Origin of the sequence: Sinorhizobium chiapasense (genome assembly GCF_045277575.1) — a bacterium.
Taxonomy (GTDB): Bacteria; Pseudomonadota; Alphaproteobacteria; order Rhizobiales; family Rhizobiaceae; genus Ensifer; species Ensifer chiapasense_A.
This window is the reverse complement of the sequence record NZ_CP144206.1, coordinates 1958924-1982416: the sequence shown is the minus strand read 5'-3', so window position 1 is coordinate 1982416 and position 23493 is coordinate 1958924. Positions and strand designations below refer to the sequence as shown.

The 23493-nt window shown below is 63.7% G+C and carries 17 protein-coding genes; 8 read left to right on the top strand and 9 right to left on the bottom strand.

Translation table 11 applies throughout. The features are described 5' to 3' along the window. The first annotated feature begins 15 nt into the window (after positions 1–15). The 7 genes from QM996_RS27945 to QM996_RS27915 all read left to right on the top strand — a co-directional run bounded on the left by QM996_RS27945 (position 16) and on the right by QM996_RS27915 (position 8812). A complete protein-coding gene (locus QM996_RS27945) occupies positions 16–1560 on the top strand; it encodes a sugar ABC transporter ATP-binding protein (protein WP_334197119.1) in 1545 nt (514 codons plus the stop codon). A 28-nt stretch (positions 1561–1588) separates the two neighbouring features. Continuing rightward, positions 1589–2578 (top strand): ABC transporter permease, encoded by a 990-nt coding sequence (locus tag QM996_RS27940; RefSeq protein ID WP_247959162.1) that lies wholly within the window; start codon positions 1589–1591, stop codon positions 2576–2578. A 1-nt stretch (position 2579) separates the two neighbouring features. Next, positions 2580–3590: a sugar-binding transcriptional regulator gene (locus QM996_RS27935; RefSeq protein ID WP_334197118.1), complete on the top strand. Its 1011-nt coding sequence runs from the start codon at positions 2580–2582 to the stop codon at positions 3588–3590. Then, on the top strand, positions 3587–4582 hold the full coding sequence (locus QM996_RS27930) for an aldo/keto reductase (RefSeq protein WP_334197117.1): 996 nt from the start codon (positions 3587–3589) through the stop codon (positions 4580–4582). The genes QM996_RS27935 and QM996_RS27930 overlap by 4 nt, the downstream gene beginning before the upstream one ends. Before the next feature lie 12 nt (positions 4583–4594). Beyond that, the gene (locus tag QM996_RS27925) at positions 4595–6343 is read left to right on the top strand and encodes a glycerol-3-phosphate dehydrogenase/oxidase (protein WP_334197116.1); all 1749 of its coding nucleotides are present in this window, start codon (positions 4595–4597) and stop codon (positions 6341–6343) included. Beyond that, positions 6316–7158, top strand: a complete 843-nt coding sequence (locus tag QM996_RS27920) for a class I fructose-bisphosphate aldolase (RefSeq protein WP_334197115.1) — start codon at positions 6316–6318, stop codon at positions 7156–7158. The genes QM996_RS27925 and QM996_RS27920 overlap by 28 nt, the downstream gene beginning before the upstream one ends. A 124-nt stretch (positions 7159–7282) precedes the next feature. Beyond that, on the top strand, positions 7283–8812 hold the full coding sequence (locus QM996_RS27915; RefSeq protein ID WP_334197114.1) for an FGGY-family carbohydrate kinase: 1530 nt from the start codon (positions 7283–7285) through the stop codon (positions 8810–8812). Between the two features lie 109 nt (positions 8813–8921). On the opposite strand, the gene QM996_RS27910 is transcribed toward QM996_RS27915, so the two are convergent. From QM996_RS27910 to QM996_RS27870, 9 genes are all read right to left on the bottom strand, one after another. Next, positions 8922–9548: an outer membrane protein gene (locus QM996_RS27910; protein WP_334197113.1), complete on the bottom strand. Its 627-nt coding sequence runs from the start codon at positions 9546–9548 to the stop codon at positions 8922–8924. Positions 9549–9756: 208 nt separating this feature from the next. Beyond that, entirely contained in the window at positions 9757–11094 is a 1338-nt protein-coding gene (locus QM996_RS27905; protein ID WP_334197112.1) for a sensor histidine kinase, read from the bottom strand. After that, the gene (locus QM996_RS27900) at positions 11091–11765 is read right to left on the bottom strand and encodes a response regulator transcription factor (protein ID WP_334197111.1); all 675 of its coding nucleotides are present in this window, start codon (positions 11763–11765) and stop codon (positions 11091–11093) included. Before QM996_RS27900 ends, QM996_RS27905 begins: the two co-directional genes overlap by 4 nt. A gap of 261 nt (positions 11766–12026) precedes the next feature. Continuing rightward, positions 12027–13766 (bottom strand): M14 family metallopeptidase, encoded by a 1740-nt coding sequence (locus QM996_RS27895; RefSeq protein WP_334197110.1) that lies wholly within the window; start codon positions 13764–13766, stop codon positions 12027–12029. After that, positions 13763–14617, bottom strand: a complete 855-nt coding sequence (locus QM996_RS27890; RefSeq protein WP_173519661.1) for an ABC transporter permease — start codon at positions 14615–14617, stop codon at positions 13763–13765. The genes QM996_RS27895 and QM996_RS27890 overlap by 4 nt, the downstream gene beginning before the upstream one ends. Before the next feature lie 4 nt (positions 14618–14621). Further along, positions 14622–15545, bottom strand: a complete 924-nt coding sequence (locus QM996_RS27885; protein WP_334197109.1) for an ABC transporter permease — start codon at positions 15543–15545, stop codon at positions 14622–14624. Between the two features lie 61 nt (positions 15546–15606). Next, the gene (locus QM996_RS27880; RefSeq protein WP_334197108.1) at positions 15607–17139 is read right to left on the bottom strand and encodes an ABC transporter substrate-binding protein; all 1533 of its coding nucleotides are present in this window, start codon (positions 17137–17139) and stop codon (positions 15607–15609) included. Between the two features lie 45 nt (positions 17140–17184). Further along, positions 17185–19065 (bottom strand): ABC transporter ATP-binding protein, encoded by a 1881-nt coding sequence (locus QM996_RS27875; protein ID WP_334197107.1) that lies wholly within the window; start codon positions 19063–19065, stop codon positions 17185–17187. Next, on the bottom strand, positions 19031–19615 hold the full coding sequence (locus tag QM996_RS27870) for a winged helix DNA-binding protein (RefSeq protein WP_173519665.1): 585 nt from the start codon (positions 19613–19615) through the stop codon (positions 19031–19033). The genes QM996_RS27875 and QM996_RS27870 overlap by 35 nt, the downstream gene beginning before the upstream one ends. 127 nt (positions 19616–19742) lie before the next feature. Here QM996_RS27870 and QM996_RS27865 point away from each other — a divergent pair, with 127 nt between their 5' ends. Next, positions 19743–23363 carry a hydantoinase B/oxoprolinase family protein gene (locus QM996_RS27865; protein ID WP_334197106.1) on the top strand — a complete coding sequence of 1207 codons (3621 nt, stop codon included), beginning with the start codon at positions 19743–19745 and terminating at the stop codon, positions 23361–23363. The last annotated feature ends 130 nt before the right edge of the window (positions 23364–23493 follow it).

Sequence of the window (23493 nt, the reverse complement as noted above, 5' to 3'; positions counted from 1 at the left end):
GGGGTGGAGGACGGCATGGCAGCACAACCGGTTCTGGAGGTCCGGCGCGTCACCAAGCATTTCGGTGCGGTGAAGGCGTTGACGGAGGTGGATTTCCTGTTGGAGCGAGGAGAGATCCACGCGCTCTGCGGCGAAAACGGCGCCGGCAAATCCACGTTGATGAACATCATCGCCGGCGTGCTGCAGCCGAACGACGGTGAGGTGCTGGTCGATGGAGCGCCTGTGAAGATAACCTCACCGGCGACCGCCCAGGCGCTCGGCATCGGCCTCGTCCACCAGGAAATCGCCCTCTGCCCCGATGCGACCGTGGCGGAAAACATGTTCATGGCCGCCACCAACCGCCGACGCTCGCCGCTGATGAATTATGGTGCGCTGGAGCGCGAGGCTCAGGTCGTGATGAACCGGCTCGCGCCGATCGACGTCCGGCGCAAGGTCGCCGATCTTACCATTTCCAGCCAGCAGTTGGTCGAGATCGCCAAGGCGCTGACGCTCGATTGCCGTGTGCTGATCCTCGACGAGCCGACCGCGGCGCTGACGGAGGCGGAAGCGCAGGCGCTCTTCGGCATCATCCGCGACCTCAAGGCCGCGGGCATTTCCATTATCTATATCAGCCACCGCATGGCCGAGATTTTTTCGCTCTGTGATCGGGTCACCGTGTTCCGCGACGGCCGGCATGTCGTTACCGAGAAGATTGCGGACGTGACGCCTGACGATATCGTGCGCCGCATGGTCGGCCGCGAGATCAGCCAGCTCTATCCGCCGAAACAGTCGCCGGAAACTCGCTCGGACGAGACCATCCTTTCGGTTCGGGAACTCAGCGACGGCGACCGCATCGACACCGTGTCCTTCGCTCTTCGCCGCGGCGAAATCCTTGGGCTTGGCGGCCTGATCGGTTCCGGCCGCACGGAGATCGCCGAGGCGATCTGCGGTCTCAGGGCGAAGTCGAAGGGCGAGATCGCATTGCGCGGAACGCCGCAGCACATCGCCAATTACCGCGATGCCGTCGATGCCGGCATCGTCTACCTCTCGGAGGATCGCAAGGGTTCCGGCGTCTTCGTCGATCTGTCGATCGCGCAGAACATTTCCGTTCTGGATCTGAAGACGCTGACCGGGCGGCTCGGATTGCTGAATGCCAGGGCGGAGGCCGACCTTGCCCGCGACTTCGTCCGGCGTCTCGGCGTTCGCATGGGTGGCATCGACATGCCGGTGTCGTCGCTGTCAGGCGGCAATCAGCAGAAGGTGGCGATCGCCAAGCAGCTTGCGGTGCGGCCTCAGGTCATCCTGATGGACGAGCCGACGCGCGGCATCGATGTCGGCGCGAAATCCGAAATCCACCGGCTGCTGCGCGAGCTCGCCGAAGCCGGCATCGGCATCATCGTGATCTCGTCCGAACTGCCGGAACTGCTCGGACTCTGCGACCGGGTCCTGGTTGTGCGCGAAGGCGCGATCGCCGGTGAGCTCGATGATACGGAAATGAGCGAGGAGGCGGTGATCCGCCTGGCGTCCGGAGTGACGCAGACGGATCGCACCGCGATGGGCAGGACGGCAAATGTCGCCTGAAAGAAGGGAAAGAGCCGGGGAGGCGGAAATGGCTGTTGATACGATGATTGTAAGCGAGAGGCAGGCGCCTGCTTGGAAACGCATAGGCGCGATGCGCGAGGCCGGGTTGATCGCCATCATCCTGGCGCTCGGCATCGTCATGAGCTTCGCCTCGCCGCATTTTCTCACCTTCGGCAACCTGCGCGCCATGCTGATGAGCTTTTCTGTCGAAGGCATCGTCGTCGTCGGCATGACGATTCTCCTGATCGTCGGCGGCATCGATCTTGCCGTCGGCTCGGTCGTCTGCTTCGCCATGGTGCTGGCAGGCTCACTGTTTCTTACCGGCGTCGATCCCTGGACGGCCTCCTTGGTCGGCATCCTCGCCAGCAGCCTGATCGGCATGATCATGGGCTTCTTCGTCACCGTCGTCGGGCTTAACCACTTCATCACGTCGCTTGCCGGCATGGTGATCGTGCGCGGTCTCTGCCTCGTCATCACCAAGGGCACGCCGCTGTCGCTCTTCACGCTGCCTGCGTCCTTCAAGGCGGTGGGGCAGGGCACCTTCCACGGCGTCCCCTATGTCATCCTGATCTTCGTCGCCGTCGTCATGCTCTTCGACTTCCTGCTGCGCCGGGCGACCGCCTTCCGCAAGGTGTTCTATACCGGCAGCAACGAGAAGGCGGCTTTGTACTCGGGCATCAAGACGAAGCAGGTGAAATTCTGGGTGACGGTTCTGTGCTCAACGCTGGCGGGTGTCGCCGGTGTCATCTACATGTCGCGCTTCGGTGCTGCGACGCCGACCTTCGGCGTCGGCATGGAACTCAACATCATCGCCGCCGCCGTCATCGGCGGCGCCTCGCTCAACGGCGGCTCGGGCACCATCCTTGGCGCCATTCTCGGCATTGCGCTGCTTTCGGTCGTCACCAGCTCGCTGATCCTGCTCGACGTCTCCGTCTATTGGCAAGACATGATCAAAGGCTGCATCCTGCTCGCCGCCGTTTCCATCGACCACTTGCTTCATAAGCGGAAGGCCGCCTGACATGCCGATTGCCAAACCCACTTTGACCCCGGTTTCAAACGCACGCGAGGAACTCGTCGTCGCAAGGCAGATGCATCAGGCGCTCGTCCTGCATTTCCTGGAGGGGCTGACCCAGTCGCAGATCGCCGACCGCCTCGGCATCTCGCAGCCAACCGTCAATCGCTTGATCAAGCGCGGCCGGCAGCTCGGCCTGGTCGAGATCAAGATCAAGTCGCCGATCGAACCGCTGGTCGACATGGAGGAGCAATTGCTGGCGATCGGCGGCATCCGTCGGGCGATCGTCGTGCCGACCGTTTCCGACAACCCGCAGACCGCGCTCCAGGCGGTCGGCGAGGCCGCGGCGCGATTGCTGCTCGAAGAGATCGGCGACGGCGATACCATCTGCATCACCGGCGGCAAGGGCGTCAGCGCCGTCGTTGCCGGGCTGCAGGCGCCACGCCGCTTCGATGTCGAGGTCATCCCCGCGACCGGCTGCGTCCAGGGCAAGCACTATACCGACGTGAACCACGTCTCGACGCTGATGGCCGACCGGCTCGGCGGGCGGTCCTACCAGATCCATGCGCCGCTCTTTGCCGACAGCGCAGCGGAACGGGCGATGCTGATCAACATGCGCTCAGTGGCGGACGTCTTTAAAAGAGCGCGCGAAGCGAAGGTCGCGGTCGTCGGTATCGGTTCGATCCTCTCCGACGATTCGAGCTACTACGACCTCCATCCGTCATCCAGCACCGACCGGGCGGCAATCGAACGTTCAGGCGCAAGCTGTGAGCTGCTCGCTCACCTGCTCGATGATAAGGGCCGGGTCTGCGATTACAGCCTCAACCGGTCGCTGGTGTCGCTGACGCTCGAGGAGTTTGCCTCGATCCCGACGAAGATCGGCGTGGCGAGCGGACCGAACAAGGCGGGGCCGATCCTCAGTGTCATGCGAGGGCATCACCTCGACACGCTGGTGACGGACGAGGCGACCGGCGAGCGCGTGCTCGCCATGGCAAGCGAAAAGGGGCTTCTGGCATGAGCGGGGACCAATTGATGCGCGAGATCGGCCGATCGGGCGTGACGGCGTCGGCCGTCGGGCTCGGCACCTGGGCGATCGGTGGCTGGATGTGGGGCGGCACCGACGAACGGGAATCGATTGCCGCGATCCAGGCCTCGCTCGATGCCGGCGTGACGCTGATCGACACGGCGCCAGCTTATGGTCTCGGGCGCTCGGAAGAGATTGTCGGCAAGGCATTGGCCGGCCGCCGTGACAAGGCGGTGATCGCCACCAAATGCGGGCTCGTCTGGCACACGGACAAAGGTCGGCACTTCTTCGACCAGGACGGCAAGCCGGTGCATCGCTACCTCGGCCGCGACGCAATCCTCCATGAGGTGGAACAGAGCCTGAAACGGCTCGGCACCGACTATATCGACCTCTACATCACCCATTGGCAGGACCCGACGACGCCGATCGAGGAAACCATGAGTGCGCTCGAAGAGCTGCGCCAGGCCGGCAAGATCAAGGCGATCGGCGCCAGCAATGTCGGCCGCGGTGAATTGGAGCGATACATCGCCGTTGGCGGGCTCGATGCGATCCAGGAGCGTTTCAGCATGATCGATCGCGAGATCGAGACGGAGCTGCTGCCGCTGACCAGGCGCAGCGGTGTCGCGACGCTCAGCTATTCCTCGCTGGCGCTCGGGCTTCTCTCCGGCAGCATCGGGCCGGAGCGTGTCTTCTCAGGCGACGACCAGCGGCGGGACAATCCACGTTTCTCGGTCGGCAATCGTGAGAAGGTGGCGGCCTTTGCCAAGTCGATCCGTCCGATCGCCGAGAAGCATGGCGCGACGGTCGCCCAGCTCGTCATTGCCTGGACGCTTGCGCAGCAGGGCGTGACTTTCGCGCTTTGCGGCGCGCGCAATCCGGCGCAGGCGCTCGACAATGCCCGGGCCGGAACGATCCGGTTCGATCCTGACGACCTTGCAGGGATCGACGCGGCCATAGCGGCGACGCTCGTAAACATGGACAGCTAACGGACTGCCATCATGAACCGTGAAGAGATTTTCAACGGGCTCGCCAAGAGCCCGAAGGTGGACGTGTGCGTCCTCGGCGGCGGCATCAATGGCCTCAGCGTCTTTCGCGAGCTGGCGCTGCAAGGGGTGAACGTGCTGCTCGTCGAGAAGCACGACTACTGCTCGGGCGCAAGCGCGGCTCTGTCGCGCATGGTGCATGGCGGGCTTCGCTATCTCGAAAACGGCGAGTTCAGCCTGGTGCGCGAATCGCTCGTCGAACGTGACCGGTTGCTCAAGAATGCGCCCCACTACGTGGCGCCGCTACCGACGACGGTGCCAATCTTCGATATCTTTTCTGGGCTTGCGAATGGCGCCGTGCGGTTCCTCGGGCTGACGCGCCGCCCGAGCCGTCGTGGCGCGATCGCAGTCAAATTGGGCCTCGGCATCTATGATTTCCTGACGCGCAGGCGCGCGCTCATGCCGCGGCATGCCTTTCGCGGGCGGCGCGCGACGCTCGCCCGTTGGCCGGCGCTCAATCCCCAGGTCAAGAGCTCCGCCACCTATTACGACGCCTGGGTCAGCCAGCCGGAACGTCTCGGCATCGAGCTGCTGAAGGACGGGCTCGCCGCCGGTTCTCATGCACGTGCGATCAATTATGCGGAGCTGAGACTTTCAGCTCCCGGGCAATACGAGCTGGAGGACGGGATTACCGGCGCCGTCGCTCCGATCGAGCCCAGCCTCATCATCAATGCCACCGGCGGCTGGATCGATATCGCTAACGGCACTCTGTTTCCCGCGGTGTCAAAGCCGGCGCCGTTGATGGGCGGCACCAAGGGATCGCACCTCATCATCGACAACCCCAAGCTCATGGACGCGCTCGATGGCCACATGATCTACTACGAGAACGAGGATGGGCGCATCTGCATCCTTTTCCCCTACCTCGGCAAGGTGCTGGTGGGCTCGACGGACATCCGTGTCGATGATCCCGCGACGGTGCGCTGCGAGCGCGACGAGCGCGACTACATCCTGCAATCGCTTGCCTTTGTGCTTCCATCGATCAGGATCCATCCGGAAGAGGTGGTCTTCCAGTTCTCCGGTGTGCGGCCGCTACCGGCGAGCCAGGACAGTTTCACCGGCCGCATCCCGCGTGACCATTTCTGCACGTTCGTGGGTGGCGCTGAGGATGGTGCGCCAGTGCTTTGTATGATCGGCGGCAAGTGGACGACGTTCCGCTCCTTCGGCGAGTTGGCGGCCGACCTCGCGCTGGAGCGCCTGGGGCGCCAGCGCCGCGTGTCGACCGGCGAGCGCGCGATCGGCGGTGGCCGGCATTTCCCATCAGATCGAAACGCATGGATTCACCATGTCGCCTTGGCGACCGGCCTTTGCGAGGCGCGGATCGACGTCCTGCTTACGCGCTACGGAACGGACTCGACGTTGGTCGCCGATTTCATCGCCGGCGGTGCCGATCACGTCCTGCCGCATCCTGACTATTCAATACGCGAGATGCAGTTCCTGATCCGCAACGAGGGGGTCGAGCATCTCGACGACCTGCTGCTGCGCCGCACGACGCTGGCGATATCAGGTGAGCTTTCGCTCGATATGACCGACGCCGTTCTCGCCTTGCTCGCGACCGAAAAGCACTGGCTGCCGGTGCAGGTTGCCGCAGAGCGTAAGCGATTTCTTACCCTTCTCGCCGAGCGCCATGGCGTCGATGAGAAAACCCTTTCCGCACGGAATGAACAAAGGAGTGCATTATGCAAAACAACCGCAAGGTCCGGATGAACCGTCTCTTTGGCGGGGGGCGTTGTCTCGATGTGGCGATCGATCATGGCGTTTGCAACGAACCGTCCTTCCTCAACGGCCTCGAGGATATGTCCGCCGTGGTGAAGGCGCTGGTCGCCGCCGCGCCGGACGCGATCCAGATGAATTACGGCCAGGCGGACCTGCTGCAGGATGTGCCCGGCAAGGACAAGCCGGCGCTCGTCATGCGTCTCGACATGGGCAATCCCTATAACCGCATCCGCCACCGGCACATGTGGGCGGTGTTGCAGAACGAGGCTGAGCCGCTGATCGGCGCGCTGGCGATGGACGCGGCCTGCGTCGTCGTCAATCTCTTCATGCTGCCGGATGAGCCGGATCTCTTCCGGCAATGTGTCGTCAACATCTCGCGGGTCAGGGCCGATTGCGAGAAATACGGTATGCCGCTGATGATCGAGCCGCTGGTGATGCAGCCGGTCACCGAACATGGCGGTTACATGGTCGATGGCGATACCGAGAAGATCGTGACGCTGACCCGGCTCGCGCGCGAAATGGGCGCGGATATCGTCAAGGCGGACCCGACCACCAATGCCGAAGACTTCCATCGGGTCGTCGAGGCAGCGCGCTGCCCGGTTCTGGTGCGCGGCGGCGGCAAGGAGGATTTGCGCGGCGTCTTCGACAAGTCTTCGGCCTTGATGCGCCAGGGCGCAATGGGCATGGTCTATGGCCGAAACATCTACCAGCACGCCAATCCGAGCGCCGTCGTGCGCGGCCTGATGGCGATTGTGCATGAGGACGCAAGCGGCGAGGAGGCCTACGCGCTCTACCAGCGCGGTTGACGCTTCTCGATGGGGCATTGCTCCGCAACAGCGAGGCTTTCGTTGAAGGAGGAAGCGCTGCTGCTGTGAATACGGCGGCGGCGCTGCATGCAAATGAGTTCAGAACCTTGGGAGGGGTTCGCCGATGGGAGAATATCTGCTCGGGATCGACGCCGGGAACACCGTGATCAAGGCTGTGATCTTCGATCGTCGCGGCAACGAGATCGCGATGGCCGCGGAGGAGGGGCATAGTCATGTGCCGAAACCCGGTCACGTGGAACGAGGGCTTGGCGAGCTCTGGAGCCATGCAAAGGTAGTGATCCGCGCCTGCATCGAGCGCGCCGGTATCCCGGCGAGTGAGATCGTGGCCATCGGCTGCGCCGGCCATGGCAACGGCCTCTATGCCCTCGATCGCGACGGCGAACCGTTGCTAGGCATCCAGTCGCTCGACACCCGCGCCGCCGGCCTCGTCGAGGAATGGCAGGCCGAAGGCGTCGGCGAACGCACCTACCCGGTTGCCGGGCAGAGGCCCTGGCCATCGCAGACGCCGACGCTGCTTGCCTGGCTGAAGCGCCATCGGCCGGAGCTCTTTGCAAGGATCGGCACGGTGTTTCTCTGCAAGGATTTCGTCGTCAATCGCTTGACCGGAGCCCGCGTCAGCGAAGTCTCCGATATGAGTGGTGCGGGCCTGATCGACGTTGCCGCCCGACGCTACGATGCCGCGCTGATGAAGGCATACGGGCTCGGCGACTGCCTGGGCCTGCTGCCCGATCTCGCCGAGAGCGCCGACATCGTCGGCAGGGTGACCGAGGATGCAGCGGCGCAAACCGGGCTCGCCGAGGGTACGCCGGTTGTCGGCGGTCTCTTCGACGTCGTCGCCTCGGCGATCGGCTCGGGCGTTACCCGCACTGGCGCAGCCTCCATCATCGCGGGCACCTGGAGCATCAACCAGGTGATCATCGATCAGCCCGATCTATCGAGCCCGCTTTTCATGTCGGCGACCTTCGATCGCAAGCGCTATATGGCGATCGAGGCAAGCGCGACATCGGCTGCCAATCTCGAATGGCTGGTGCGCGAGTTCTTTCCGCACGATGCCAGCGACAGCCGATCACCCTTCGACCTCTGCTGCCAGCTGGCGGATGACGTCGAGCCGGCGGCAAACGATCCGCTCTACCATCCATTTCTCTATGGCGCTCAGCAGGATGGCAATGCGCGTGCCGGCTTCTACGGTATCGCCGGTTGGCACACGAAGGGTCATCTGGTCCGCGCTGTCCTCGAAGGCGTCGCCTTCGGCCACCGCCAGCATATCACGACACTGCGTACCGCCGGCGCGCGCTTCGACGAGGCGGTGCTCTCGGGCGGCGGATCGCGTAGCCTCATCTGGCCGCAGATCTTTGCCGACGTTCTTGGCGTGCCGGTCACGGTTGCCCGTTCGCGCGAGACCGGCGCGTTGGGCGCCGCAATCGCGGCCGGTGCCGGGATCGGCCTCTTCGCAGACATCTCCGCCGGTGCTGCGGCAATGGTCCAAACCGAGCGCCACTACCGGCCGAATGCCGCGCTCAGCGCACACTATGACCGGCGTTTCGCGCTCTACGGCGAGATCGCCGCCGCCATGGCGCCGATTTGGCGCCGGCTGGCCACACCCGCGCCATTGGTGAGGGAAGCGGCGGAGTGATCTGGCTTTCGGGGTGGCGCTCTGCCGCTTGCCGGGCCTGCAGAGGCAGACCCGCTTTCGGGAGGGAGCGTCGGCTTAGCGGGGGCACTACCGCGCACCAACGGCCTCGTCAGAACCGCATGTTGATGCCGGCCTTGATGACGTGGCTGTCGAGGTCCTTTTCGCTGGAGCCCGAAATGGTGCTGGTGCGGATATCCGGCGTCATGATGTAGTTGTATTCGATCTTGGCCGAAAGACCGCCGGCAAACGCCTGTTCGATGCCGGCGCCGAGTAGATAGCCCCCCTTGAAGCCGACATCGTTGCGAACATCGCCGCCTTTCTTGTAATTGGTCATTGCATAGCCGGCGGTACCGTAGACGAGTGTCTGGTCGAAGGTGAGACCGGCCTTCGCCTTGATCGCGCCGCGCCATTTTTCCTTGAGCTTGCCGCCATTGACCTTGTGCTCGGTGTCGCCGAGATAGGAGCCCTCGATTTCGGCGCCGACGATGCCGGGACCGGCCTGCATGTTGTAACCGGCCTGGACGCCGAGCGCGACGCCGTTGCGATCTGCGAAGGGGTTAGGGCTGCCGGTGAAGCCGAGGCCGCCATGCGCACCGACATAGGCGCCGCTCCAGCTGAAGGCTGGCGGATCCTGATAATCGCTCGCGGGGAAGTCGGCCGCCTGGGCCTGCTGGACGCCGAGGACGGTCAACAGGGTAAGACTGGACCAGATCGAAAACTTGCTGGAATGCCGCATGATATTGCTCCGTGGATTGGATAGGGCGCCCTTCGCGGTGCCTTCGGTCTTCCGTTTCGCGTATCGTGCCGGGTAGCGCGGTCGCGAAGCTTGGAAGATGCACGTCCTTTGTCGGCTCCACGGATTGCGCCAACATTGCACAATTCAATTAAGCTGCTGATTTTACAATTAATTATGTATTAACCACGTTTTCTGCGCCGACCCTGGTTTACACGGCAGGCAGGTTGATGCGGAAGCAGGCGCCGCCGGAGGGCTCGTCGACGACGCAGATATGACCCTTGTGGCGGCCAATGATCTCGCTCACCAGATGCAGGCCGAGACCAGCGCCGTGATCACGCGGCTGCAGGCGATGGAACGGCTCGAAGATTCGCTCGCGCTCGCGTTCGGGAATGCCGGGGCCCTCGTCGGTGACTTCGATCACGCCGCCGCGTTCGACGCGAATGGTGATGAGGCCGCCGGCATGTTCGATGGCATTGCGCACGAGGTTGGTGACGGCGCGCCCGATGGCGCCGGCGTCGCCGCGCACGAGGACCTGGTCGACGCCAGGCGCGAAGGAAAGGTCGCAACCGGCCGAAAGCGCCAGCGGAGCGAGATCCGCGGCGACGTCGCGGCAGAGCGATACCAGGTCAAGCGAGATGAAGTCCGCGTCATCGCGATCGATCCGTTCGAGATCGAGGAGCTGTTCGGCAAGCCCGGCGATGCGATTGGAATCGATCAGCAGCCGGTTTCTGAGCGGCCCGGCATCCATGCTTTCCAGCCGCGTCTGCAGGATCGCCACCGGGGTCCGGAGTTCATGCGCCGCATCCAGGATGAAACGCTGTCGCCGCTCGTATCCCTCATCGAGCCGCTGCAGCGCGCCGTTGAAAGCCTCGACCAGCGGTCGCACCTCGGCCGGAACGCGGTGATCCGACAGGCGGGCGCCGCGGCGATCGACATCGATCTTTCTGGCCTGGTCGACCATGTCGGAGAGACCGGCAAAGGCGCGCCTGACGATGATCGGGATGGCGAAGGCCGGGATCAGCACGACGATCAACACGATCGGCAGCAGCAGCAGGTTTGCCAGCAGGAACACGGCGAAGGACGCGCTCCACAGCCGACCGCCGCCCGCAAGCACCGTGTAGGTGCCGCTTTCGGTACTGACCGAGCGCACGATCGACGAGAGGGTGTAGGGTTCGGCGCTGTCCCGTATATCGCCAAAGGCGATCCGATCCAGGTGCTCGCCGATGCTGCGGTAAGCATCAGGCACGGGCCCGCTGCGGATTATGTCGCCGCGTTCGTTTCTCGCGATGAACCAGAAATCGGGGGACTCGGCCCGCATGGCGAGCAACTGCGCTGTCTCGACCACCGTCAGTCCACCGCCCGGTCCCGACCGGATCGCCCCGGCTGCGACCGAAGCGCCATCGGCATCGAGGAATTTCCCGCCAAGATCGGCACGGGTCAACAACGCCATGAAGCCGGCAATGACCGCCATCAACAAGAGCACCTGAAAGGTAAGGATCCGCCAGATCAGGCGCTTCTTCAACGAGTTGACGGATGACGTGCTCATGGCGAGGGTCTCAGCAAATAGCCGACGCCGCGGATGCTGTGGATCTCCACGCCGGCACCGGAATCAGCAAGCTTCCGGCGCAGCCGCGAGACATGCGCATCGAGTGAGTTGGATTGGATCTCGTCATCGTAGCCGTAGACGGACTCCTCCAGCGTCGAGCGCTGCACGGTGCGGCCCTGCCGCCGCGCCAGCGTTTCCAGCACCAGCAGTTCTCGGCGGGGCAGGTTGAGCAACTGGCCGTTCACCTGCGCCTGCCTGCCGTCGAAATCGAAGACGAGTTTGCCGATACGCGCCGTCATGGGGGCGATATCCGGCGAACGCCGCATCAGGGCGCGAATGCGCGCCAACAGTTCTTCGACGGCAAAGGGCTTGGCGAGATAATCGTCGGCGCCCATGTCGAGGCCACGGACACGTTCATCGACCGCGCCGCGCGCGGTCAGGACGATCACGGGAATTCCGGATTTCAGCGCACGGACGCGTGGGATGAGCGAGAGCCCGTCGCCATCGGGCAATTGCCGGTCAAGAATAATGCCGTCATGCACCCGACTGGCCAGGGCAGCCAGTGCATGGTCGAGCGTTGGCGCATGATCCAGGATCATGTCGTAGCGACCGAGCGCGGCGCCGAGCGCCGTCGCCATTTCCAGCTCGTCCTCGACAAGGAGCAGGCGCATTAAAGTCTCCGAACACGATAGATGTTGCCTCACGTCTGGTCGACGAGGATTGCAGCAACGTTGCGGGGCATGCGTGCGCAACGTGTGCCGGTTCTAGCGGCACACGCAATGGCACGGCAATGCAGCCGCGTCCGGCTTTACCGTATCCGGTCGTGGTCGTGTCGGATTGCTAAGGTCGCCAGCGCCGGCTTGCCGCTGGCAGCGACAATTCAAGGGCCGGGCTTTGGCGCGGCGGCATTGGATACCGTCGCTCCGTGGGGTTTAGGCGACGGCCATTATCCGCTGGAACGCCTCGTAGGCCGCGAGAACCGTTTCCTTCTGGGCGTCGTGGCCGGCGATGAAGGCATCGCCGTAGATGGTTTCATCCGGGTATTCGGTGATCAGCGTCAGCGGCGCCGTATGGCGGTCGTCGACAGAGATCATGCAGGGGAAGCCATTGATGATGCGGAAGCCGGTTTCGCCGGCATGGGTCTCGTAAAGCGCGATCTGGGCGTCGTTATAGGCGAGCAGGCCCGGGACGGCGGCGAGCCTCACGGTGACTTCCGCGATCAACTGCTCGGCACGTGCCGCCCATTCGCCATGGTGTCGCATGATCAGGAAGAAGCCCTTGGGCAGGGTCCACATGGCAAAGCCGCGGGGCACGTAACCCGACAGCGGCCGGGTCCACTCATGCGACGGATAGCCGTGTAGATTGACGTGGAGCTGCGCACCGGTCAGGCGCTCGGCCTCTTTACGGATTTCGCGCTCGTTGAGCGCGGTGCCGGTGCGATATTCGAGATCGTCGCCGAGCGCCGTGTAGCGGGCGGCATGGTGCATGTGCAGCGGGTTGTCCGCGCGCAGCCGCTGGTGCACGGCGTAGCCGTCGGGGTTTTCGAGCGGTGAGATGGTGAAATGCGTGCCCGGTCGGGCGGCGAGCACTTGAGCGGCGCGAAGTGCGCCGATGATGCCGGTCGTCTCGTTTGGATGCTGACCGCCGCTGATCATCACAGCAGCATCACTTCCCTTGTGATAGCGGGCCTTGACGGACCGGCCGGCACGCGATTGCGCTTCGAACGGCTGACCGGCGATCGCGGCCAGCTCGGCATGGATCTGGGCGACCGTGAGCGGCGTTTCAGCGGTTTCGATCGGCTGGGTTTCGCCCTCGCCGTCACCTGTCTGCAGGGGCCGTGCTTCGACGACGACTGTGGGCCTGCCGACACCGAAGACGATCTCCGGTATGATCTGCCCAGGTTTCAGCCCGCGGTCGCCGAGCGGCCGGCCGGACTTCTTTTGGAAGACCTCGAGAAGCGAGAAGTAGAAATCCTCGTGCAGGGCCTCGCGAAGGCTCACCACCTCTTCGCCGACGGGCAGGCGGAAGTCGGTGATTGGCAGGGTCACGCGGATGTTGAGCTCTTCGAAATAGGGCTCGGTTTCGCCCCAGGCATGATCGGCGATCGCCCGCATGGTTCCGGAAAAGAGACGCTCATAGTCGGTCTCGAGATGGCATTCGCGGCATTTGTCGCAGCCCTCATCGAGACGGACCCAACCTGTCGGCGACAATAGCGTTTCGCCGACGAAATCGGAGTGAATGCGGTTGGGCGCAAAGACTGTATGGTTTTCCTGACGCCCATCGCGGAAGGTCAGCGCGACGTCATAGGTAAAGGCCGCCTTGCTACCGGCCTCGAAGCGGATTTCCGCGTCGCCAACGAGTGCCGCGAGCGGATAAGCTTCCAGCAGGAAGCGGTTCTGCGGCGCGCCTTCATGCTGGGGGTAGCGGACGACGACACGGGCGAGCGTCGTGCGGTCGACGTCCTCGAGGAAGAAATGCAGCAGCGGCTTGTAGGCGCTGCGGAGCTTGGCCTTCACGCCGAAGCTCGCGAGCTTCTGTTCGGCTGCCTTGCGGCTGGCGGCATCGTCGAAGAGCCAGGCTTCGAGCTTGGTGCCGCGGGCCGCTTCTTTGCCGTAGGTGGTAAGAAGGGTGTCGAGCGTGCGCTCGAAGGCGCCTTCGAAAATCGTCGTCATCGTGAAGTTCTGCCGGTTGGGTCGAGACTGTCGCGCAGCCAGTCGCCGAGAAGATTGAGGCCGAGAACGGTGAGCAGGATCGCAAGGCCCGGAAAGACGCTGACCCACCAGGCGTTCTGCAGATAGGTGCGGCCGTCGGCAAGCATGCCGCCCCAACTCGGGATCAGCGGGTCGACGCCGAGGCCGAGGAAAGTGAGGCTGCTTTCGAGCAGGATGTTGTTGGCGACGTTGAGCGTCATCAACACGATGACCGGCCCGATCAGATTGGGCAACAGATGCTGGAAGAGGATCTTGTAGTCGCGCACGCCGATGGCACGGGCCGACTGGATGAACTCGCGCTCGCGCAGCGACAGCACCGATCCGCGAACGAGCCGGGCATATTGCACCCATTGCGACACGATCAGGAGGATGATGGTGTTGGCAAGCCCGCCGCCGACGATGGCGATGAAGGTGATCGCAAGCAGGATGAACGGCAGCGCGAGCTGCACGTCGGCGAAACGCATGACGAGCATGTCCCAGAAGCCACGATAGTAGCCGGAGACGAGCCCCATGATCACGCCGACGACGACGGCGCCGGCAACCGAGGTCAGACCGACGAGCAGCGAGATCTTGCCGCCGGCGACCACGCGGGCGAGCACGTCACGCCCCAGCGGGTCGGTGCCGAGCGGATGCGCCCAGTTGACGAAGGGCGGGGTGAGGCGCGCCATCAGGTCGATCTTGTCGACACCTCCCGGAAAGAGCACGCCGGAGAAGATGACGGCGAGGCAGATGCTGCCGGTCAGAAACGCGCCGAGGATGAATTCGAGGTTGCGGAAACGGGCGAAACGGGCGTTGGCGGCCTTGGTGGTCATCGGCTCACTCCGTCCGGATGCGTGGATCGACGAGGCCGTAGGCGATGTCGACCAGGAGGTTGACGAACACGATCATGAGCGAAAGCACGGTAATGACGGCTTGAAGCACGGGGTAGTCGCGCGAAGCGACCGCATCGAAGGCGAGCGTGCCCATGCCCGGCCAGTTGAAGACGAGCTCGACGACGACGATGCCGCCAAGCAGGCCGCCGAATTGCAGGCCGAGATAGGTGATCAGTGGGATCGCGCAGTTACGCAATGCGTGCTTGTAGAGCACCTTGCTCTCACTGAGGCCCTTGGCGCGGGCGACCATGATGTATTGCGACTGCAGCGTTTCCAGCATGGCGGTGCGCACCAGTCGCACGTTCGTCGCCGTCAGGATGATGCCCATGGTCAGCGCCGGCATGATGAAGCTTGCGAAGCCGTCCATGCCGCTCGGCGGCAGCCATTTGAGCACGATCGAGAAGAGCAGCACCAGCATGATCGCCAGCCAGAAGTTCGGGAAGGAAAGCCCGATCAGCGACAGGATACGGATTGTCTGATCGGCCCATTTGCCGCGGGCGACGGCGGCACGGATGCCGAGCGGAATGGAGATGGCGATCGAGACGATCAGCGAGGCGAAGGCAAGCAGCATGGTCGCTGGCAAGGCCGAGGCGATCAGCTGCGAAACGGGCGTGCCGCCGAGGAACGAGCGGCCGAAATCGAGCGTGAACAGGCCTTTGATGAAGTCAAAATACTGCGCCAGGAACGGCTGGTTGAGGCCGAGCCCTTCGCGGATGCGCACGAGGTCTTCCTCGGTGACGCTGCCGGCGCCCTGCGCCAGCATCAGTGCGGGGTCACCGGTGAACCGAATGGCATAGGAGACGGTCAGGGTCACGACGAACACGACGAAGACCGCCTGCAGAAAACGTTTGATCAGAAATCCGGCCAAGTGACCCGCCCTTTTAAAAAGTGGTCCGCCGCCTCACAGGTAAAGCGGCGGACCGGATTGTTTACTCGACCGTCACGTCCGTCAGCCGCAGGCGGCTGTCCGGTACCGGCGCGAAGTTCTTGACCCGCTTGCTCACGCCGAAGATGGCGTTGAGGTTATAGAGCGGCATTTCGAGCGCGCGGTCGGCGGCGTAATTTGCGATCTGCTTGAGGATCTCCTCGCGCTTGGCACGATCAGTGATCGAACGCTGGGATTCGAGCAGCTTGTCGAGTTCCGCGTCCTTGTCGTAGGGGTTCCACTTTTCGCCGGAGTGGTACATCGAATAGGCGGTGTTGTCGTAGTCGAGCGTCCATCCGCCCCAGGACTGCTGGAACATCGCGCCGGTCTTGCCGGCCGGGATGATGTCGTTCAGGAGAACGTTGGTTTCGTAAGGCTTGATCGTCGCGTTGATGCCGATGAGCTGCAGGTAGCTCGCGATTGCCTGCACCACTTCGTTGAAGGTCGCGTCGTTGCCGCGAACGTCGATCTGAACCGAGGCACCAGGTGCTACGCCGGCTTCCTTCAGCAGCGCCTTGGCCTGTTCCGGATCATAAGGCAGCGGCTTCATCGCCGGGTCGAAGCCGAAGGAGAGCTTACCCTGGAAGCTGGCGATCGGATCTGCCTGGCCGCCGAGGATCGACTGGATGATCGTGTCGCGGTCGACGCCGAGGATCAGAGCCTTTCGGACCTTCGGATCCTTGGTGATGCCGTCGCGCGTGTTGAAGCGCAGCGCGTAGACCGTCGGGCCCGGGCTGGTGACGATTTCGAGGTTGCCGTCGTCCTGGATGGTCGGGATCATACCGATCGGAATGGTCGGCGGGATGACGAGATCGACGCGGCCGGCCTGCAGTTCGGCAACGGCGGTCGCCGGCTCCGAGATGAAGCGGTAGTTGAGGTTCGAAAGCTTGGGCGCGCCGCCCCAGTGGTCGGCAAAAGCTTCGAGCTTGATCCCGACCTTCGGCTCATAGGAGACGAACTTGAACGGGCCGGTACCGACCGGATGGGCGTTGAAATAGTCCTCGCCCTTCTCCTTTATGTAGTTCGGCGGCACGATCATCGCGCCATAGCCGGCGAGCTTGGTGAGCAGCACCGGGTCTGGGGTCTTGAGAACAAGATCCACGGTCTTCTCGTCGACGATCTCGACCTTCTCGATCACGGCATAGTTGGACTTCTGCGGGCCTTTCGAGCCTTCCTCGCCGAGCAGGCGGTCAAAGGTGAACTTCACCGCTTCGGCGTTGAAGGACTCGCCATTGTGGAACTTGACGCCCTCGCGCAGCGTGAAGCGCAGGCGCTTGCCGCCGTCGAGCTCTTCCCACGACGTGGCAAGGCCGGGCACGAGCTTGAGATCCGGGCCGCGATAGGTGAGGCCATCGTAGATGTTGGTGGCGACGGATGCCCAGTTGACGAGGAAGGTGTCGACCGGGTCCCAGCTTCCCGGATCCTGCGGCGACGATACCGTCAGCGTGCCAGCGGCAGAGGCTGGGGCTGCGGCCATGAAACTGCCGGCCATCGCAAGCGCGATGAAAGCGGCGTGGATCCCCTTTTTGTTGATCATTTACTCACTCCTGTTTCGACAGCCTTCTCTAGGAAAGAAAGCGGCTTACGCGTCCATGGCCACGAAATGGCCAGGAGCGATTTCTTTGCGCGGCAGAACCGCGGGTTCATTGCCGACACGGCGGATAGGGCTCGGGATTTCGCCCTCCAGCATCGCGCGCTCGCGGCCCTTGCCGGGCTCGGCGACAGGGACGGCCGAAAGCAGCCGGCGCGTATAGGGATGGGATGGCGTTTCAAACACTTGGCTACGGCTGCCGAACTCCATTACCTGGCCGAGATAGAGCACGGCGACGCGGTGGCTCATGCGTTCGACCACCGCCATGTCGTGGCTGATGAAGAGATAGGCGAGGCCTTCCTGTTCCTGCAGTTCCATGAACAGGTTGATGATCTGCGCCTGGATGGAGACATCGAGGGCGGAAAGCGCCTCGTCGGCGATGATCAGCTTGGGGCGCGAGGCGAGCGCGCGGGCGATGCAGACGCGCTGGCGCTGGCCGCCGGAGAATTCGTGCGGATAGCGCTTGGCATGTGCCGCCGTCAGGCCGACGCGCTCCAAGAGTTCGTGAACGCGCCTTTCGATGTCTTTCTCGCCGAGGATCAGCCCATGGGTGCGGATCGGCTCGGCGATCGAGAAGCCCACGGTCTTGCGCGGGTCGAGCGAGGCGAAGGGATCCTGGAAGATGTACTGGATTTCCTGCTTCAATCGCTGCCGCTCCGCATAGCTCATCGCCGAAACGGGGCGGCCGCCGAAGAGGATCTCGCCGGATGTCGCGGCCTGGAGCTGCTGGATCGTGCGGCCGATCGTCGATTTGCCCGAGCCGGATTCACCGACGAGCGCCAGGGTCTCGCCCGGGAAGATATCGAAGCTGACGTTTTCGATGGCATGCACGCGGTGCGTCGCCTTGCCGAAGAGGTTCTTGCGCACATCAAAGCGGGTTACGAGATCGCGCACCGAGAGGATCGGCGCGGTTTCGTAGCGGGCGGTGCGCTGGATATGGACGTCGCCGACGCGTTTCGGCTCGCCGTCCACCAAGACGGTCAGCGGTAGGCGCTTCGGGAATTCCTCGCCCGCCATGCTGCCGAGCTTCGGCACGGCGGAAAGCAGCGTCTGGGTATAGGGGTGCTTGGGCGCGGCGAAGATCTCGCCGACCGGACCTTCCTCGACCTTGCGGCCCTTCCACATGACAACGACGTCGTCGGCCATCTCGGCGACCACGCCCATGTCGTGGGTGATGAAGATCACCGCCATGCCGAGCTCCTTCTGCAGGTCTCGGATGATCGTCAGGATCTGCGCCTGGATGGTGACGTCGAGTGCCGTGGTCGGCTCGTCGGCGATCAGCAGCTTCGGCCGGCAGGCGAGCGCCATGGCGATCATGACGCGCTGGCGCATGCCACCGGAAAGCTGGTGCGGATACCGGCCGATCAGTTCGGCGGAATCGGGAAGCCGCACCATGTCGAGCAGGCGGCGCGTCTCGGCGAGTGCTTCCGCCTTCGTCATCTTCTCATGCAGCATCAGCACTTCGGCGACCTGGTCGCCGATGGTGAAGACCGGGTTCAGCGACGTCATAGGCTCCTGGAAGATCATTGCGATCTCCTTGCCGCGGATGGCGCGCATGGTCTTCTGCGGTGCGGCGGTCAGGTCGATCTCGCCGTCCTTGCCGAAAAACAGGATGCGTCCCGTCGGGAATTGGCCGCCCATCATGTCGGCAAGCCGCATGATGGAGAGCGACGTTACCGACTTGCCGGAGCCGGACTCGCCGACGATCGCCACCGTGCGTCCCGGCGTCACGGTGAAGCTCAGGTCTTCCACGACCGGGTTGCCGTTGAAGGCGACGGAAAGCTTCTCAACGGCAAGCAGTGGCGCAGGCGTATCGACGGTCACGCGGTCTTCCTCGTTACAATGTGGTCGCGGCGCGCGCGGACTGTTCATAGGCGCCCGACATGAAACGCAGGACGGCGGCGATCTCGGAAAGCGTCTCCTCGGAAGGACGCGCTTTGGCGGTGGAGGAAACCAGCAGGCGCTCGCGGATCTGGGCGTAGCGCGTGCAGGCCTCTGCCCCCTTGTCAGTGATGCGGATGGTCTTTTCCTTGCCTTCCTTGCCCGTCGTCACCAGGCCGGCGGCTTCGAGCTTGCGGATGGCATAGGTCGCGACATGGGTGTCTTCGATATCGAGCACCAGGCAGATGTCGGCGAGTTTCTTGCCGCGATCGCGATGGCGGATCGTGTGCAGGATCAGGATTTCGATCGCGGAAAGACCGGGTACGCCGGCGGCCGCCATGCAACGTATCATCCAGCGGTGAAAGGCATGCGACGCGAGGATCAGCCCGTATTCCACTTCGGAGAGCCCGGGGGAGCCGCCTTCGGCAAGGTGCGCGGAAGAGACGATTGGGCCGATGGCCGCGACCGGCTTTAGATGTTCGGGCAGGGCATTTTCGGCCCATTCCCGACCTTCGAAGCTCTCCTCCGACTTCTTCGTCATTTAGCTCTTCCTCATCTTGACGATTTTATGTCATCATTTTATCGACATTTTGTCAACGAACTGCTTTGATGAATTTCCGGGCTTGCGCAATGATAATGATGCGGCTCGCGAACGAGAGGGATGGACAATGAGCGCACGCGAAACCGGCAGTTGGGACTTCTGGATCGACCGCGGCGGCACCTTCACCGATGTCATCGGTCGCGATCCTGAAGGGGTGCTGCATGCGCGCAAGGTGCTTTCGGAAAATCCGGAAGCCTATCGCGACGCCGCCGTTCAGGGCATTCGCCTGCATCTCGGCCTTGCGACAGGCGCTGCGATCCCGACCGGCCTCATCGGCGAAGTGCGCATGGGAACGACGGTCGCCACCAACGCGCTGCTCGAGCGCAAGGGCGAGCCGCTGGCGCTGGTGACCACCAAGGGTTTCCGCGACGCGCTGAAGATCGGCTATCAGGAGCGCAAGAAGATCTTCGCGACCGAAATCATCAAACCTGAAGCGCTTTATCAGGACATCGTCGAGCTCGACGAACGCGTGCTGGCCGACGGCGTTGTCGAGCACCCTCTCGATGAAGCAAGGGCGCGCGCGGCACTCGAAGGGCTCAAGGGCAAGGGCTATAAGGCCGTCGCCATCGTCTTCATGCATGCCTACAAATATCCCGAGCATGAGGCGATCGTCGCCCGGCTTGCGCGCGAGCTTGGCTTCGAACAGGTCTCCGTCAGCCACGAAGTCTCGCCGCTGATCAAATATGTCGGGCGCGGCGACACCACTGTGATCGACGCTTATCTCTCCCCGGTGCTTCGCCGGTACGTCGCCCAGGTTTCGAGCGAACTCGACGTCGCGCGCACCGGCGCGCGCGTCATGTTCATGATGTCGTCCGGCGGCCTGACCGCGGCCGATATGTTCCAGGGCAAGGATGCGATCCTCTCCGGCCCGGCCGGCGGCGTGGTCGGCCTTGCCAAGACCGGCGAAGCCGCAGGCTTCGATCGTGTCATCGGATTCGATATGGGCGGGACCTCGACCGATGTCGCCCATTTCGACGGTGAATATGAGCGCGCATTTGAGACCGAAGTGGCCGGTGTGCGGGTGCGTGCGCCGATGATGCTGATCCACACGGTGGCGGCCGGCGGCGGCTCGATCCTGCATTTCGACGGCGAGCGTTTCCGCGTCGGTCCCGATTCAGCCGGTGCCAATCCCGGTCCTGCCTGCTACCGCAACGGCGGTCCGCTCGCGGTCACCGATGCCAATGTCATGCTCGGCAAGCTGCTGCCGGAGTTTTTCCCGGCGCTTTTCGGCCCGAACCAGGACGAACGCCTTGACGTCGAGACCGTGCGCGACCGTTTCGCGGCGATGGCGGCCGAGATCGGCGATGGTCGCAGCCCGGAGGATGTAGCCGATGGTTTCATCCGCATCGCGGTTGCCAATATGGTCGAGGCGATCAAGAAGATTTCCGTACAGCGCGGCTATGACGTGACGCGCTATGCGCTGAGCTGCTTCGGTGGCGCCGGCGGGCAGCATGCCTGCCTCGTTGCCGATCAGCTCGGCATGAAGAGTATTCTCGTACACCCAATGTCCGGCCTGCTTTCGGCCTATGGCATGGGGCTTGCGGATATCCGCGCCACGCGCCAGAAGGCGCTCGGCGTCCCGCTCGATGACGGGGCGCCGGCGGCGCTTGGCGCCCTCGGTGTCGAACTGGAAGTCGAATGCCTCGGCGAACTCGAAGCGCAAGGTATTCCCCGCGACGCGATCCGTACACACTTGCGTGCCCATATCCGCTACGCTGGCACCGATACGGTGCTCGCCGTCGAGGCGACATTCCCTGATCAAGACGACATCGCCCGCCTGCGCGCCGAGTTCGAGATCCTGCACAAGCGCCGCTTCGGCTTCGTCGCCGAGAACAAGGCGCTGGTCATCGATGCCGTCGAAGTCGAGACGGTCGGCGGCGGTGCCGCCCAGATGGAGCGCGAAGGCGGCGCGGTCACCGAGGGAACGCCGGCTATCGCGCGGCGCACGCGCTTCTATTCGCAGGGCCAATTCCACGATGCGCCGGTCCTGTTGCGTGCGGAGATCGCGCCCGGCCAGCGGCTCTATGGTCCGGCGATCATCATTGAGCCGAACCAGACCATCGTCGTGGAAGATGGCTGGCAGGCGGAACTGACGGCCAAGGACCATATCGTGCTCACCCGCGTGAAGGCTCTCAAGCAGCAGAGTGCGATCGGCACGCATGCCGATCCGGTCATGCTGGAGATCTTCAACAACCTCTTCATGTCGATCGCCGAGCAGATGGGCGTGACGTTGCAGAACACCGCCTATTCAGTGAACATCAAGGAGCGGCTCGATTTCTCCTGCGCCGTCTTCGACAACCGGGGCAACCTCGTCGCCAACGCGCCGCATATGCCGGTGCATCTCGGCTCCATGGATGCTTCGGTCGCGACCGCGATCCGCGAGAACCCGGTGATCCGGCCAGGCGACGTGTTCCTCATCAACGCACCCTATAACGGCGGCACGCATCTGCCTGACCTCACCGTCTGCACGCCCGTCTTCGACGACGCCGGCAAGGAGATCCGTTTCTGGGTCGCAAGCCGCGGCCATCATGCCGACATCGGTGGCATCTCGCCGGGCTCGATGTCGCCGCTTGCCACCAACATCGAGGAGGAGGGCGTCTATATCGACAACTTCAAGCTCATCGATGCCGGTCGCTTCTGTGAGGCTGAGCTCGAAGCGCTTCTCAGTGGCGCCCGCTACCCGGTGCGCAACATCCTGCAGAACGTCAACGATCTGAAGGCGCAGGTGGCGGCCAATGAGAAAGGCGTCGCCGAACTCAAGAAGATGATCGCCCAGTTCGGTGAAGACGTGGTCGAGGCCTATATGGGCCACGTCCAGGACAATGCCGCCGAGAGCGTACGCCGTGTGCTCGACCAGTTGCCGGATGGCGAATTCTCCTACGAGATGGACCAGGGCTGCAGCATCGTGGTCAGGATCACCGTCGACCGCGACAAGCGCGAGGCAACGGTCGATTTCACCGGCACGTCCGAGCAGCGCGGTGACAATTTCAACGCGCCGGCGCCGGTGACCCGCGCGGCGGTGCTCTATGTCTTCCGCGTGCTCGTCGAGGCCGATATCCCGATGAATGCAGGCTGCCTGCGTCCGATCCACATCGTCATCCCCGAGGGCACGATGCTGACGCCGCGCTATCCGGCCGCCGTCGTTGCCGGTAATGTCGAGGTCAGCCAGGCGGTCACCAACTGCCTGTTCGGTGCGGTCCAGAGCCAGGCGGCCGCCCAGGGCACAATGAACAACCTCACCTTCGGCAACCAGAACTACCAATATTACGAGACCATCTGCTCCGGCGCGCCGGCCGGTCCCGGCTATAATGGCGCCGACGCGGTCCATACCCACATGACCAACTCGCGCCTCACCGATCCGGAAATCCTCGAATCCCGCTTTCCGGTCGTGCTCGAAGACTTCCACATTCGCGTCGGTTCGGGCGGCCGGGGCCAATGGAATGCCGGCAATGGCACGAAGCGCACGATTCGCGCCCGCGAGACGCTGGATTTCGCTATCCTCTCCGGCCATCGCCGCATAGCGCCCTTCGGCATCAAGGGCGGCAGCCCGGGCGAGCTTGGCCGCAACCTCGTGCGCCGCAATGACGGCCGGACGGAGGAATTGCCCGGTTGCGCCCACACGATTCTCGAGGCCGGCGAAGCCTTCACCGTGGTGACGCCGACCGGCGGTGGCTACGGCCGGCCGTAAGTCTCGAGAATAACGATCTCCCAAGACTGCTGCGGCGGTCTGCGGGCGGACGAGAAATCGTCCGCCCGCTTTTGTTTGGTTCCGGCCCACTGCCAGTTTTGCTGCGCCTGCGAAAAGCCGCGGTCGCTTC

Bases quoted from the DNA above. Each gene is read 5' to 3' on its own strand.
- QM996_RS27870 (WP_173519665.1), bottom strand. From the start codon at position 19,615: ATGACGAAGAAGTCGGAGGAGAGCTTCGAAGGTCGGGAATGGGCCGAA.
- QM996_RS27915 (WP_334197114.1), top strand. From the start codon at position 7,283: ATGGGAGAATATCTGCTCGGGATCGACGCCGGGAACACCGTGATCAAG.
- QM996_RS27895 (WP_334197110.1), bottom strand. From the start codon at position 13,766: ATGACGACGATTTTCGAAGGCGCCTTCGAGCGCACGCTCGACACCCTT.
- QM996_RS27880 (WP_334197108.1), bottom strand. From the start codon at position 17,139: ATGATCAACAAAAAGGGGATCCACGCCGCTTTCATCGCGCTTGCGATG.
- QM996_RS27875 (WP_334197107.1), bottom strand. From the start codon at position 19,065: ATGAACAGTCCGCGCGCGCCGCGACCACATTGTAACGAGGAAGACCGC.
- QM996_RS27910 (WP_334197113.1), bottom strand. From the start codon at position 9,548: ATGCGGCATTCCAGCAAGTTTTCGATCTGGTCCAGTCTTACCCTGTTG.
- QM996_RS27935 (WP_334197118.1), top strand. From the start codon at position 2,580: ATGCCGATTGCCAAACCCACTTTGACCCCGGTTTCAAACGCACGCGAG.
- QM996_RS27940 (WP_247959162.1), top strand. From the start codon at position 1,589: ATGGCTGTTGATACGATGATTGTAAGCGAGAGGCAGGCGCCTGCTTGG.
- QM996_RS27900 (WP_334197111.1), bottom strand. From the start codon at position 11,765: ATGCGCCTGCTCCTTGTCGAGGACGAGCTGGAAATGGCGACGGCGCTC.
- QM996_RS27930 (WP_334197117.1), top strand. From the start codon at position 3,587: ATGAGCGGGGACCAATTGATGCGCGAGATCGGCCGATCGGGCGTGACG.
- QM996_RS27890 (WP_173519661.1), bottom strand. From the start codon at position 14,617: ATGACCACCAAGGCCGCCAACGCCCGTTTCGCCCGTTTCCGCAACCTC.
- QM996_RS27925 (WP_334197116.1), top strand. From the start codon at position 4,595: ATGAACCGTGAAGAGATTTTCAACGGGCTCGCCAAGAGCCCGAAGGTG.
- QM996_RS27865 (WP_334197106.1), top strand. From the start codon at position 19,743: ATGAGCGCACGCGAAACCGGCAGTTGGGACTTCTGGATCGACCGCGGC.
- QM996_RS27920 (WP_334197115.1), top strand. From the start codon at position 6,316: ATGCAAAACAACCGCAAGGTCCGGATGAACCGTCTCTTTGGCGGGGGG.
- QM996_RS27905 (WP_334197112.1), bottom strand. From the start codon at position 11,094: ATGAGCACGTCATCCGTCAACTCGTTGAAGAAGCGCCTGATCTGGCGG.
- QM996_RS27945 (WP_334197119.1), top strand. From the start codon at position 16: ATGGCAGCACAACCGGTTCTGGAGGTCCGGCGCGTCACCAAGCATTTC.